Below are 13766 nucleotides of genomic sequence, written 5' to 3' on the forward strand. Positions count from 1 at the left end.
TTATCCTTATTGACCCATCTGCAGCGTACGCAGCAGCATTTGTTTACTAGAATCAGCGACCTGTACATTAGTTTGGTATGCACGAGAAGCTGAAATCATGTTTGCCATTTCTTCCATTACATTGACGTTAGGCTTGTAAATGTAGCCTTCTTCGTTTGCAAGGGGATGATCTGGGTTGTACTCCGCACTCAGCGGTTTATCACTTTCTACAATACCCATCACTTTCACTGGCACCGTATCACCGCCACGCATGGCGTTACTTAACTCTGCACCAAACACTGCATGACGCGCTTTGTAAGTGTCTTTCGCAGAGCTGCTGACACTGTCGGCGTTCGCCAAGTTGCTTGAGGTAGTATTCAGACGAACGGATTCAGCGCTCATTGCGGAACCTGTCACATTGAAAACGTTAAATAAGCTCATCTAAATTATTCCCCTTTGATTGCTTTGGTTAAGTTCTTGAATTTGCTGCCTAGAAAGTCGAGTGATGCTTGGTGTCTGATTTGGTTTTGCATAAACAAGTTACGCTCTAAATCCAAGTCTACCGTGTTGCCATCTCCCGTATCTGGTTGCGTAGGAAGACGATATAACTTGTCCCCAACCAACGTTGTAGTGGCAGGAATATGCCGACCATCTGTGCGACTAAGACCAATGCTTGCCCCAGATGTTGCCGCTTGCAATTCCTTCGCAAAGTCTAAACCTCTTGCTTTGTAACCAGGCGTGTTTGCTTGTGCGATATTGGTGGAAATCACCTCTGCATTGCGTTCACGTACGCCCACCGTGTGCTGGTGGATGCCTAGTGCATTGTCAAAAGATATAGCCATGTTTGCCTCTACAATTAAGAACTGACCGTGATTGATAACCAAAAAGCAATTAGCATGCCAAAACCTAAAGCATTACACCAACCTAGTGGTTACCGTGAATTGAAATAGCAATAAGTGAGCCAAAGTAACTGGAATGTCATGTCGTATCACTTTGTCACTTAATAAAGATACACCGTGTTGAGGGCACAAGGCAAAAACGCGCTTCAACTAATTGAGTGATACATGAGGCGCTCGGCGCAGAAAGGTAACAAACAAAAAAAGCCTGACACGAAGTCAGGCTTTTCTATCAATGAAGAGATACCGCTATTTAAGCTTGTAAATGATGCCCGGATTACAGCGCACCATTTCAAATTTATCAGTCAGACCAGTTAGCGACTCTGATGCCCCTAACAGCAAGTAGCCACCAGGGTTTAAACTGCTCGCCATTTGGTTAAGCACTTTAGATTTCATTTCTGGAGAAAAGTAAATCAATACGTTACGACAGAAAATGATGTCGAACTTACCCATCAGTGCGTAACTGTCCATCAAGTTTTGTGGACGAAAGTTCACCAAACGCTTGACGTTATCTTTGACTTTCATGCGACCACCGTCCGCATTTTCAAAGAAGGTGCGACGACGTTCTGGTGAAAGCCCGCGACCCAAAGCCAAGTTGTCGTACACCCCTGCACGACACATCTCGAGCATACTTGCCGAAATATCTGTGGCTGTAATGGACACGTTTGGTAACAAGCCCGGCTTGCGCTGTTGCGTTTCCAGGATCGTCATTGCAATAGAATACGGTTCTTGGCCCGATGAACTGGCAGCAGACCAGATCTTAATTGGGCGCTTACTTGCCGCTACTTCTGGCAATAATTTGTCAGCTAAAACCGTGAACGGATAAGTATCTCGAAACCACAAGGTTTCGTTAGTCGTCATCGCATCCACAGCGGCGACTCGTAATTCTCGATTACGCCCTGTAACAACATCACGTAGCAAATCTGATAACGATGCGAGCTTAAACTTCGTCACTAAAGGACTCAGTCGGCTACGCACGAGGTATTGCTTGCTATCACCTAACACGATGCCACATTGCGATTCTAGAAAACGGCTAAAGTCACGATACTCTTGATCACTGATTGTAATAGCAGTCATTAATGTCTCTTTTATTGTGTTAATGCAGATTTAACCGCGTTACCCAACTCATCTGGGTTAAATTTCGCAATGAAGGTGTTGGCACCTACACGCTCAACCATAGCTTGGTTGAATACACCACTTAATGAAGAATGGAGGATAACATAAAGGTCTTTCAAATCTGCATGTCTGCGAATTTCAGCCGTTAAGGTATAGCCGTCCATTTCTGGCATTTCAATATCGGAAATAACCAACGAAATTTGATCGTAGATATTGCCTTCTTGAGCCATTTCAATCAACTTATTGTACGCTTCTTTGCCGTCTTTGACAGATACGACCTCAAAACCGATGGATGTAATCGCACGCTCTACCTGTTTACGCGCGACCGTCGAGTCATCAGCAATCAGTATGCGGCGTACAATAGGCTTTTCTTGTTCTGCTTGTGCGATTTCTTCGCCAATAGCGGAATCCATCGTTTCATCAACTGGCGCAATTTCTGCCAGGATTTTTTCAACGTCAAGGATTTCAACCAGCTCATTGTCAATGTTTGTCACGGCAGTCAAGTAGTGCGCTTTACCTGCGCCGTCTGGCGGTGGCAAAATCGCTTCCCAATGCATATTGATAATACGCTCAACCGATGATACCAAAAATGCTTGGATCGTACGGTTAAATTCTGCAATAACAACAAAACATTTATCTAAATCAGTGGTTGGGCGGCCACCAATTGCCAGGCTCAAATCAATAACGGACACGGTATGGCCGCGGATATGAGCGATACCTTTAACCAGAGGGTGTAGATTTGGCATTGAAGTCAGCTTAGGGCACTGTAGTACTTCTTTCACTTTGAATACGTTAATGCCGTAGCGCTGTCGGCCCATCAGTCGAAAGGTCAATAATTCCAATCGGTTCTGACCGACGAGTTGCGTACGCTGATTCACCGAGTCAAGAATCCCCGTCATATGCTCATCTCCATCTCAAACTTTTTGTTTTTAAATGATACTCTACCACTGGCAAGCACGATACCAGGGAGACAGTATGGCGTATTTCACTTTCACTTCGACACCATTGACTATGACAATATGTAGAGCGCTAATTACAAAGTACGCTAAGTCTATCGGCATTTTGCTCAGTATGTTTAGCTTTTTTGTTCATTCAGCTTCAGATAATCAGATCGAGCAAATAAAAACAGCAGCAGAACAACATATTCTTGCTACGGTTGATCAGCCTGATGGTGGCGAGCTATCTGTTAATGCGGCAGAGATCGACTCGAGAATAAAAGCAACGGATTGCCCTGTTCCGTTAGATACATCTGCCTCTTCCACCAGCAGCACGAGAAGTAACATCAATGTGTTAGTGGAATGCCAACCGGATGACTGGAAAGTCTATGTCCCTGTGAGGATCTCGGTATCAGTACCAATGATCGTCGCGACACGAACACTAGGGAGAGGAGAAATCGTCAGCGCATCGGATGTTACCACTTCCATGATCGAGCTACAGCGCTTTCGTAAAGATGGATTTTCTAGCTACGATCAAGTGGTTGGGGCAAAGCTAAAGCGTAATGTTCGCTTAGGCGATGTCGTAGAGAGAAATGATGTTTGTGTGGTATGCCGAAATGAAAAGGTCATTATCAAAGCGGTGAATTCTGGCATGACGATCACAACGCAAGGCACAGCATTGCAGGATGGTTCAGCTGGCGATCAAGTAAGAGTGAAAAATGATAAGTCACAACGTATAATAGAAGGCATAGTGACTGACATTGCGGAAATCACTGTTAATTTTTAATACCCACTGGTAGCGTGTTTAAACTGATCAATAAAAATGCAAAAAATGACTAAAGTTATTTTTGCGCTGGTCGATAGTCTGGATACCAGTATTACGATACAAGGCAAAGGTTAAACATGGCAAGTATAGATAATATACGTTCAGGGCAAATGATGACGACAACAAGTCGCGCACCTGCACGTAACGATTCCAATGCTACCAGCACGACAGAATCAAAAAAAGCGCCAGCGCAACAAGACGCAGTATCACTCAGCCAGCAAAGTAAAGCCGTCAGTAAACTCCAGAAGGATATGGCAGCTTCTCCGGCATATGACAGCGCCAAAGTTGCAGCAATCAAAGAAGCTATCACTAACGGTTCATACAAAGTCGATCCTGAAAAATTGGCTGACAACATGATTAAGTTTGAAAACGAATTGCAAGGCAAAAGCTAACTGACTTAGGCCGAAGGTAAGTATTTTATGGCAGCATTAGTCGATCTCGTTAATTTCCAGCTAGAAAATGCTAAGGCACTTTCCGCTGTTTTACGCCAAGAAACACAAGCAATCACGGCGCGTGTCTCTACCGAGATTGAGAATATTGCCAAACAGAAGATGACACTCATTGATCAGCTTAGAACGACTGATCAGCGAATCGCCTCTCACCCGCACGTCAATCAACTTACTGAAGATGAGCACCTAAGTCAGGTTGTTGCTCAAATCCAATCGATCGTCCTCGACTGTCAACAAGTCAACAAAGTAAATGGTGAATCGCTTAGTCGCGCACAGCTGAGTTTCAATAAACTCAATAACATGCTTCAGCGAACTCATGGCAAAGTGGGCATGACCTACAATGCCGGTGGCAAAACCCATACTATTTCGACACTTGGCACCAATATAAAAGCCTAAACGTCACTCCTGCCCCACCATCTCTAGAATGTAGATATAAAAAAGCGACTCATTGTTGCCAATCAGCCGCGGGAAAGATTATCTGGTCTTCTGAAGTAATGCGCTTAGGGCATTAGAACAAGGTTTGTTGACGCTTCTCAGGCACCTGTTGAACTTCTCCGTAATCACGTAGCTTATCCATTTTACGGATATCCAGACGCAGCTCAGTCACATAACTGTCTTCAACAAGATAACTACGCACAACTTCTGCACCACGAATTACACCATCGACGGCACCAGTGGTGCTTTCAATACCCAAACGTTGGTCTTGCAGCTCTGCACGTCCACTAACACGCATGCCATAAACTTGCTCTGCTAGCTCACGATAAGCATCAATTTTTGATGCACGCATCGCTCGTACACGCTTTTCTTCTACTGTGCGGCCTGTTTGCTCACTGACACTGGCGTAACCCACTGCCACTAAGATTTCATCTTGACGCATCTGTTGTAATGGCTGACACCCCACCAATATCAGTGTGGCAACAATAAATAATAACTTCTTCATGCTTCTATCCTATGGACGCAGAATCACAGTGTACGGCTGACGAATGGTTGGGTCTGAGCGAATCAACACACCATCTTGTGTGCGGATGCTATTTAACGTATCTAAGTCACGCCCAATACGGTCAGCCGGAAGGAAACCTTGCGCTGTCGCTACAACTACACGGCTTTGCATGCCAACCACGCGTGCATTGACAAGCACTCCGCCCTCTTGGCGCAGCATTGTTCCGGTCAGTACATACTGAATTTGCTGCTCTTGAGCTAAATCTTGCCAATCACGACTTAAAGCAAAATCGCCCTGCTGCGTCACTTGAATAGAGCCCGTAGTTTTGAAATCAACCACTTTAAACCCTCGGCGCTGAAACTGATGGATAAAACCTTCAGAGACCGAGTTACCTAACCAGTTTGTTGCATCCATATTTTGTAGATCAACAAACGAGGTAATCGCAATCGGTGTCCGCGCTGATACTGCCACATTAGAAACCATCAGGTCTTCTGTCATGCTCTCAATGAAAAAGTCCATCGTATGACGCGGACTATCCATCAGCATGAACTGGCTTCCCGAGTACGGTTCTTTACCATTGTAAATCGGTGAGTACGCGCACGATGTCAGAAGCGTCATCATCGATGCGGCGACAAGCCACTTTTTCATGGTTTGATTCTCCAGATAATCTTAGGTGATACCGTTCTTTATTAATTCCTTTCCAAGAAAGTGAATATTGGAACAGTCTTTGCTTTTCTTTGTTTGCCTAACGAAGAAAAACCCACCAAACTTCACTGAATTTGTTAAAGCAATATTTATACCCGAACGGTTGTAACCAATGAAAAAAATATTAAACAGTCTGTTTTCAATCACTTTAGTGATGCTTGTGCCTTTTAAGGTCATGGCATCTTGGTATGAAGTCACAGGCGTTGCCACCATCGTTTCTTCAGAAGAGACGGCAAGGCTCCATGCGTTGGAAGACGCGCTGTTCAAAGCCGTCAATTTTTCGGGCGCAGATATTGGCAGTATTAGCAACTTGATGCCGCTATTAGAAGAAAGCCGCAACGAATACCAGTTTACCAATCATGAAGTCCGTTACATTTTGGTCGAGTCTGAACGCAAACGTCGCGGTAAAGTCGAGGTAAAAATCCGCGTTGATATTTATCCATCGGCAACGGGTTGCCACACCGATCAATACAAAAAGACAATGCTGGTCGGCAATATTGAGGTCGCATCACCACAACAAGCAGTGATGGGACAAATTTATCAAGTTGGTGACGATTTTAGCCACGTAGTGAACCGTCAACTTGATCAAACCTCACGCAGCTTTGTGTCTGTTGGTACAACGGACTACTCAATAAGCAGCAACTATCCTGCTCGCACTCAAATGATCGCACAAGACAATGGCGCACAATACATCATTGGAGGGGTCATAACCGATCTCACTGCAACGGTCGAATCTCAACTATTGCAAGATGACATCATCAATCGTCAGTTTGCGTTAGAAATGAAAGTATTTGATGGTAAAACTGGCCATGAAATCTTCAACAAAGCCTACCGTGAGGTCGCGCGTTGGCCATTTGCTAAGACGAGTCAAGTGGACACTCGTAGTGCACGTTTTTGGGCATCGACCTATGGCGAGATGATGCTTCGCGTTAGTCGCAATATTATGTTGGATCTGGAGTCGGAGCTATCTTGCAAAATTACACTGCCAGAGGTTGTGGCAGTCTTCGGTAATACCGTAACGATGGATCTCGGCCGTATGCACGGCGTAAAAGAGGGAGACAAATTACAGCTTTGGCACACCGCGTCGTTTATCGACCAAAATGGATTGCCAAGAAACAAAGTCTCGCAAAGCGAAATTACATTAACGGTATCACGCATATACGAACACGAAGCGGAACTGACGATTGATCAGCCAAATTTAGCGTCTAGCGTTCAAATTGGCGACGTAATGAACAAGATCCTATAAAAGCAAACATTAAGTCTTGAGATATGCTCACTTTTGAATATCATAGGCAGCGCATCTTATTTGATTATACCAATGACCGTAGCGAATCGTTCAACGTGATGCTGATACAGATCTGGTAGATTGCTAGATTTGAACTCAGTAAAACAGTGCAATGAACTGCAACTATTGGTATTACGCCCCCATGGCACAGCTGGATAGCGCAGTCCCCTCCTAAGGGACAGGTCGTAGGTTCGAATCCTACTGGGGGCGCCATATCATAGCCTTAGCTCCCACTTGAGCTAAGGCTTTTTTGTATCTTCAATTTCAAGCCTCGCACTGCTCCCCCTAGTACATCGTGTTAGATAATCTTCCCAGTAATCAATATGATCGGATCGGGTGTTTCGGTTACGGGATAAACCCTTCTACTGATCTGACTTCTTCCCCTTGAAATCATTTCAACAAGCCCTATTTACAGTTTTGTATTTTATTACTTTAATTATCTATGAGTTTTGCTTACCCTTTTAGCTATTAATAAAATTATTAGTTAGCACTATGTCTAAGAGCAATTTAATAACTAACACTGGACACCGCTTTATTTCTAAAGGCAAGACAGCCTTTAAGATACATATCCATACCCCCGAGGATACGGTACTACACCGCTCGGTAGGATTTGTTCGTATTGGAGAAAAGAAAGGCTTACAAAAAGCCATTAAGCTGAGAAACGAGTTAGGCCGGCAAATGTGGGGCAAATTCTGGCGACGTCTTTTGAAAGACCCTTACCTAATGACTAGGCTTCCACATAGCGTTGAGCCTAAAATCGTTCACAAGCCTAACCCTACTCTTGAAAACCCTGACAACCGAGATACGTGTTACATCGCCAAGTGGCGAGAGTTCAATGATGACGGTGAGTATAAATATAAAACGGTGGTTCGCTCTATTAGTAAGTACGGCAAACTTGCCGCCTACATGCAAACCAAAAAAGCGTTGTTAGAAGCACATAAAGATAACTTGGAGATCCTGACATTTATGGGGCGTTTAAACAGCATTGATCTTAAGTAATACCTAGCCACTTTGAACATTTCAGTCAGTTTTTAAAGAGAAATAAAAAGCCCCAAAGAGCGAACTCTTTGGGGCTTTCAGCTTCAGTCTTCTATACTACGGTCGAATAGGAGCTTATTGCTGAACTTGGTATTCAAATTCTGGAACAACGATTTCTACGCGACGGTTTTGTTGACGACCTTCACGAGTGTCGTTTGAAGCGATTGGGTTGTTTTCACCTTCGCCACGAGCTTGGATACGTGATGAATCAATACCTTTTTCAACGAGCGCGTTAGCAACAGACTCAGCACGTTTTTCAGAAACCTTTAGGTTGTAAGCTGCTGGACCAGACGTATCTGTGTAACCTACAACTTCAACGTTCGCTTGTGGGTGCTCGTTTAGGAAAGCAACTAGGTTATCAAGTTTTGCAGCGCTCTCTGGTTTTAGAGTTGTGCTGTTTAGATCGAAGCTACCTGTGCCAATTGTTTGAGTTTCGAATGTTTTCGTAACTACAACTGGCTCTTCTACCACTTCTTCTACAACCACTTCTTCAACAACAACTGGCTCTTCTACGATTACTGGCTCATCGTTGCCGCCGAATTTGAAAGAAACACCTAGTGTTGCAGTGTTACCTGTCGCACGAGTTACATCGTTGCTGATGTCAGTCAGTGTTTGGTATTCCGCACGAGCTGTTACGTTTTGGCTTAGGTTGAATTCAAGACCAGCCGCGCCTAGGTAAGAGTAATCATCTTTGCCATCAAACATTACGTAAGCGCCACCCACTTTACCGTAAAGTGCGATGTCTTCAGTGATTGGTAGGCTAAATTTAGGAGCAAGAGTGATTGCTTCTACGTGGCCACCGAAAGAAGTTTGGTTAAAATCACCGATGTTGTCGAAACCCGCTTCTACTGCGAAGTATTTATTCATTTCGTAACCAACAAAAGCGCCAAGAGTAGAATCGTCTTTGTCACAAGCCTGGCCCGCTACACACGCGTCTTCCATCCATGACTTACCCATCTTACCACCAACGTATACTTCTGCTTGTGCTGCTGAAGCCATAAGTAGAGACGCTGAAATTACCGCTGCTAATTTTTTCATTATTGATTCCTCTAAAGAAGTTCTTTTGTTAGATGCCGAAATGCGCCGTCTGACTGACATTGTATTTCAATTCTTTTTATTCATTCCTTGAGTGAGATACTTAGTCAGCTTCTTTTTATGCACATGCATTTTTTTTATGGAAGCAACTTACGTACATTTCCTGCTCAGTGATACATATCGCCATCTCGGTATCGCTGACGGGATGAACTATAACGCTAAGAAATCGCGAGAAAAATCCCAATTCTGTCAATTTATTGTCATCAAAAATCTCGACAACATGTGATCTTAAGCAAAAAAATCCCCACGCAATCACTACGCAAACGTTTGCTTTATTTTTTGGAACAACATAGCTAAAGCAAAGATTTTTCTTAAAAATGAGACAAACAAAATGGAACTTTAAAGAACATGGATAAAAATCAATCAGATATTTGATATATAATCGCTCGTTTTTTATTCATGCCAACGATATTTGGATTAAAAAATCTTATCCATATTGAGGTAAATTACAGGTGAAACCATCTCTTCATTCACCAATATGAGAGAAAGTTTCTCGTTATCTAAATTGAAGATACAAAAAAGCCGCGGTTGCTCACCGCGGCTTTGTGACTATTTATTCAAAAGAACGTTCAGTTCAAAGCAATTATGCGTTTGCTTCACGCTCAGCAATGAACTCAAGCGCCATCTTAATGCGAGCATTACAACGCTCTTTTCCAACCAGCTCCATTACTGCATCGACAGAAGGAGACTGACCGCCGCCTGTTACAGCAACACGTAATGGCATACCGATTTTGCCCATGCCGATTTCCAACTCTTCACATACTGCTGCGATAACGCCATCTTTGATGTTCGCTGTCGTCCACTCAGTTAGTGCTTCCACTTTCGCTAATGCAAGTTCTAGAGGCTCTTTAGCCACTCCACGTAGATGTTTCTTCGCTGCGCCCGCTTCAAACTCAGAGAAATCTTCATAGAAGTAACGGATTTGCTCAGCTAGCTCAACTAGCGTGTTGCAACGCTCACCCACTAGCTTGATCACGTCAGTGATAGCAGGACCATTCGTTACGTCTAGTTTTTGTTGATCTAGATGCCATTGCAGATGCTCAGCAACGTACGCAGGATCTGAGTTCTTGATGTAGTGGTTGTTCAACCATTGCAGTTTGTCAGTGTTAAAAGCAGACGCTGACTTAGATACTGCGTTTAGGCTAAATAGATTGATCATCTCTTCTTGAGAGAAGATTTCTTGGTCACCATGAGACCAACCAAGGCGCACTAGGTAGTTGTTTAGTGCCGCAGGCAGGTAGCCCATATCGCGGTATTGCATGACTGATACAGCACCGTGACGTTTAGACAGTTTCGCGCCGTCATCACCCAGGATCATTGCACAGTGTGCAAATGTTGGTACTGGCGCACCTAGTGCTTCGTAGATGTTGATTTGACGAGGCGTGTTGTTGATGTGGTCTTCGCCACGAACAACGTGAGTGATACCCATGTCCCAGTCATCCACTACTACACAGAAGTTGTAAGTAGGTGAACCGTCTGTACGACGAATGATTAGGTCATCCATTTGATCGTTGCGGATTTCAATGCGACCACGGATTTGATCATCAAATACTACGCTGCCTTCTTTCGGGTTACGGAAACGGATAACACATGGATCGCCATCTTTTGCCGCTTCGTTTGCTGCTTTGATTTTTGGATGGTTAGCATCGTAGCGAGGCATTTCTTTATTTGCTTCTTGCTCTGCACGGATTTCATCTAGCAGCTCTTTAGACGCGTAACATTTGTAAGCTTTGTCTTCAGCAAGAAGCTTATCAACCATTTCGTTGTAACGGTCAAAACGTTGAGTTTGGTAGTAAGGACCTTCATCCCACTCCAAGCCTAGCCATTCCATGCCTTCAAGAATTGCATCAACCGCTTCCTGAGAGTTACGCTCAAGGTCTGTATCTTCGATACGTAGAACGAATTCACCACCTTGGTTTTTAGCGTATAGCCAAGAGTAAAGTGCAGTACGCGCACCACCAACGTGTAGATAGCCAGTTGGGCTAGGAGCAAAACGAGTTTTAACCGTCATTTGAGTTCCTTAGGGGTAATGAGCAACGAGAGATCTCTCGTTGTAATGTCAAGGATAAAAGTGGCGACATTTTACCACCGTAAGTCAATTCTACAATCGGTTTGACAACAGAAATAAAAACAGGGCAGAACCAAAAAGGCACAGCCCTGCTATTTACTGTTAAAGCACGAGACGAAATTACTTCAGGTTACGCATTGCCCATTGCATAAATTCTTGCTGCTCTTCACGGCTCAATTCATTAAACGATGCTTTGATTGTTTTGGTTTCCGCTGGAGAAGACGCAATGCTTGCCTTAGTCGATTCTTTATTCATTGCGTTATTATAGTCGGCAACTTCTCGTTCGTAATCACGAAAACCTTGCAAACCACCTTTACGAAGTTGAACCATAGAGAATGCCACTTCTTTTCCGTTTTTGTCTTTCAATACCACTTTAGGATCGAGTTCGAAGGCTCTCGCCTCTTCAATAGTACGGAATGTTTGATAAGTCAGAGAAAGCTCGGTGTCTTTTTCTGCATCAAACTCTAATACCAGCGGCTGCGAATCGAATTTACGGCGCTTTCCATCTTCAAATACGATTTGTCCAACCGTTACCGCCAATTGGTTTTCCCCATCCTTTAACTCGATGCTGTTGTTCTTGGATATCCACTCAGGGTAGACGAACTCGCCGTTGAGAACGCGAGGAACTAATTCAGATTGCAGAGTGAGTTGAGCAGCAAAAGCTGGCGCTGAAAGCATTGCGCAAAGTCCGAGAAGTGTCGTTGTTTTTTTCATCATGGTTTCTCACTTTATACCAATTTAGATAAGCCTCTAAAATTTACAGGCCAGTCATTTCAAAGGCTTATTTGAATAAGTATCAAGATAAAAAGGGCGTTTCCGCCCTTTTAGCTGCTTCTTTAATTAGAAGTAGTATTCAACACCTACAGAGAACTCGTCGTAGTCAGCAGACTTCCAACGTGCTTCTGTTGGTTTATCTAATTGAGACGCACCGTCTCCAAAATCTAGAGTACGAGCACGCACGTACAGCACTGCCGATGGGTCTACGAAATACATAACTTGTGCTGATAACACATCATCCGCTGTATCGTTAATTTTCTTACCATCACGCTCTAGATCAAAGTTAGCGGCGTAAGCCAGTTTGTATTGCCAATCACCCGTGGTGTACATGATAGCGGCAGACATTGCATCTTGCTTTTCACTCACACCATTGCTTGCGTCCGCCTCCATGTATTTGTATTGCGCGAAGAAAGAGATTCCGTTATCAAACCAGCCTTGTGCCCCTACCAAGTACGTGTTGTTTTCCCACGTTTGGCTTTCCATCTTGATATTACGGTTACCTTCATATGCCGCATCTAACTGGATAGGACCAATTTTGTAGTGTGCAGCGATACCACCCCAGTAGTCATCCCCTTCACCTAGACCTGCTTTATCACCTGCACCAGCTGCGATATCTAGGGAGAATTTGTCAGCAAACATTGGAGAGTCCCAGCGGATAGTGTTTGATTGACGGTCTTGGTACTTGGCGCCACCAATAGCACCACCCCAGTCGTATACATCGCCCAGGCCAGGGTTAGATGCTGGCCAGTCAACCAATTCGTACATAGGTGTCAAAACGCGACCCAGGCGAATTTGCCCCCAAGATGCACTTTCAAAACCGACGAATGTGTCACGTTCACCAAGACCTGCGCCCTCGCCACCAAAGCTAGGGTCTACATAACCGCCTTCGATTTGCCAAATAAAAGTAGGGTCGAAGTTAGCAAATTGTTTCTTACCACGGAAACCGATACGAGATTCGTTGTTTAGCTGCATGCCACCCAAGTCATCGTCCGTTGCTTTGCTGCCAGAATCGTAATCGCGGTACGCGGCCTGCATCGCGATGATCCCGTAAACTTCATAAGAAAATGAATCTTTGGTTAGAAACTCTTTTGCTGCGTCACTGTTTGCACCATCAGCAAATGCAACACCACTGAACATCATGCCGGTAATTGCCGTGGCAAGTAGGCTTTTCTTTAGGTAAGACATTATAAACCCCTATATTTTTAGTTTTTTCCATTTTCAAATTCACTAACTAGGACATGGCAGGAACTTGAAACAGTGTTTGGACGGGGCAAATATGACAAACTTTTTTCGCACTAAAAAACTTTCCCTACAGCAATCTGAGCGGCTTCAAAATGAGAAGATCAAAAATAAAATAAATCAATAAAAAACAATTAGTTAAAATCAAATATAAAAAATAAAAAACGTTAAAAGTACGTTTTGACACTGAACTGACATTGAGAGCATCTAAAAAACGTGAGCGACTTCATTCATCTTTTAGGTGTTTTAACGGAACTTTATATTCAAAGAGAAAAAACCTTGAGATCACTCGCAAGTAAAATGACCGTGCACTTGTGGGATTCGAGAGATTTTGACGAAATTGTTGTGAGTAGCAAATGGGTATTGACCTTACCCTTGCAGGAAGGTTTAAGCTCATAGCATCACTACTATTGAGGTG

At 43.8% G+C, this 13766-nt stretch carries 15 protein-coding genes and 1 tRNA gene; 6 read left to right on the plus strand and 10 right to left on the minus strand.

What is annotated here, in order from left to right; all coding sequences use genetic code 11:
• Positions 1-6 precede the first annotated feature (6 nt).
• The 4 genes from flgC to R7190_RS23335 form a co-directional block, all read right to left on the minus strand.
• Complete coding sequence (gene flgC / locus R7190_RS23320; RefSeq protein WP_005393132.1) at positions 7-420, minus strand: flagellar basal body rod protein FlgC; 414 nt, start codon at positions 418-420, stop codon at positions 7-9.
• 5 nt (positions 421-425) lie between these two features.
• Positions 426-821 carry a flagellar basal body rod protein FlgB gene (flgB, locus tag R7190_RS23325; protein WP_005382026.1) on the minus strand — a complete coding sequence of 132 codons (396 nt, stop codon included), beginning with the start codon at positions 819-821 and terminating at the stop codon, positions 426-428.
• Positions 822-1124: 303 nt separating this feature from the next.
• The gene (locus R7190_RS23330) at positions 1125-1952 is read right to left on the minus strand and encodes a CheR family methyltransferase (RefSeq protein ID WP_005382024.1); all 828 of its coding nucleotides are present in this window, start codon (positions 1950-1952) and stop codon (positions 1125-1127) included.
• An 11-nt stretch (positions 1953-1963) separates the two neighbouring features.
• Entirely contained in the window at positions 1964-2890 is a 927-nt protein-coding gene (locus R7190_RS23335; RefSeq protein WP_005382022.1) for a chemotaxis protein CheV, read from the minus strand.
• Positions 2891-2966: 76 nt separating this feature from the next.
• On the opposite strand from R7190_RS23335, the gene flgA reads away from it, so the two are divergent.
• The 3 genes from flgA to R7190_RS23350 all read left to right on the plus strand — a co-directional run bounded on the left by flgA (position 2967) and on the right by R7190_RS23350 (position 4597).
• Positions 2967-3713: a flagellar basal body P-ring formation chaperone FlgA gene (gene flgA, locus R7190_RS23340; protein WP_005382020.1), complete on the plus strand. Its 747-nt coding sequence runs from the start codon at positions 2967-2969 to the stop codon at positions 3711-3713.
• A gap of 116 nt (positions 3714-3829) precedes the next feature.
• On the plus strand, positions 3830-4144 hold the full coding sequence (gene flgM, locus R7190_RS23345; protein WP_167415057.1) for a flagellar biosynthesis anti-sigma factor FlgM: 315 nt from the start codon (positions 3830-3832) through the stop codon (positions 4142-4144).
• A gap of 27 nt (positions 4145-4171) precedes the next feature.
• Complete coding sequence (locus R7190_RS23350; protein ID WP_012842057.1) at positions 4172-4597, plus strand: flagella synthesis protein FlgN; 426 nt, start codon at positions 4172-4174, stop codon at positions 4595-4597.
• Positions 4598-4709: 112 nt separating this feature from the next.
• On the opposite strand, the gene flgP is transcribed toward R7190_RS23350, so the two are convergent.
• Together flgP and R7190_RS23360 are read right to left on the minus strand one after the other, a co-directional pair.
• Positions 4710-5141 (minus strand): flagellar assembly lipoprotein FlgP, encoded by a 432-nt coding sequence (gene flgP / locus R7190_RS23355; protein ID WP_005382014.1) that lies wholly within the window; start codon positions 5139-5141, stop codon positions 4710-4712.
• Positions 5142-5150: 9 nt separating this feature from the next.
• Complete coding sequence (locus tag R7190_RS23360) at positions 5151-5789, minus strand: FlgO family outer membrane protein (RefSeq protein WP_005382013.1); 639 nt, start codon at positions 5787-5789, stop codon at positions 5151-5153.
• A gap of 169 nt (positions 5790-5958) precedes the next feature.
• On the opposite strand from R7190_RS23360, the gene R7190_RS23365 reads away from it, so the two are divergent.
• The 3 genes from R7190_RS23365 to R7190_RS23375 all read left to right on the plus strand — a co-directional run bounded on the left by R7190_RS23365 (position 5959) and on the right by R7190_RS23375 (position 8130).
• Entirely contained in the window at positions 5959-7092 is a 1134-nt protein-coding gene (locus R7190_RS23365) for a flagellar assembly protein FlgT (RefSeq protein ID WP_005382012.1), read from the plus strand.
• A 175-nt stretch (positions 7093-7267) separates the two neighbouring features.
• Positions 7268-7344: transfer RNA gene (locus R7190_RS23370), tRNA-Arg, on the plus strand.
• 279 nt (positions 7345-7623) lie between these two features.
• Complete coding sequence (locus tag R7190_RS23375) at positions 7624-8130, plus strand: hypothetical protein (RefSeq protein ID WP_005382011.1); 507 nt, start codon at positions 7624-7626, stop codon at positions 8128-8130.
• A 114-nt stretch (positions 8131-8244) separates the two neighbouring features.
• Here R7190_RS23375 and R7190_RS23380 read toward each other — a convergent pair whose 3' ends face one another.
• The 4 genes from R7190_RS23380 to chiP form a co-directional block, all read right to left on the minus strand.
• Positions 8245-9207 (minus strand): OmpA family protein, encoded by a 963-nt coding sequence (locus tag R7190_RS23380; RefSeq protein WP_006743033.1) that lies wholly within the window; start codon positions 9205-9207, stop codon positions 8245-8247.
• A 640-nt stretch (positions 9208-9847) separates the two neighbouring features.
• On the minus strand, positions 9848-11275 hold the full coding sequence (gltX, locus tag R7190_RS23385) for a glutamate--tRNA ligase (RefSeq protein WP_186584434.1): 1428 nt from the start codon (positions 11273-11275) through the stop codon (positions 9848-9850).
• Between the two features lie 177 nt (positions 11276-11452).
• Complete coding sequence (locus R7190_RS23390) at positions 11453-12049, minus strand: DUF2057 domain-containing protein (protein ID WP_005382008.1); 597 nt, start codon at positions 12047-12049, stop codon at positions 11453-11455.
• Between the two features lie 123 nt (positions 12050-12172).
• Entirely contained in the window at positions 12173-13294 is a 1122-nt protein-coding gene (gene chiP / locus R7190_RS23395; protein ID WP_017819978.1) for a chitoporin, read from the minus strand.
• Between the last annotated feature and the right edge of the window lie 472 nt (positions 13295-13766).

The sequence above is a fragment of the Vibrio sp. 1078-1 genome, from assembly GCF_033340475.1.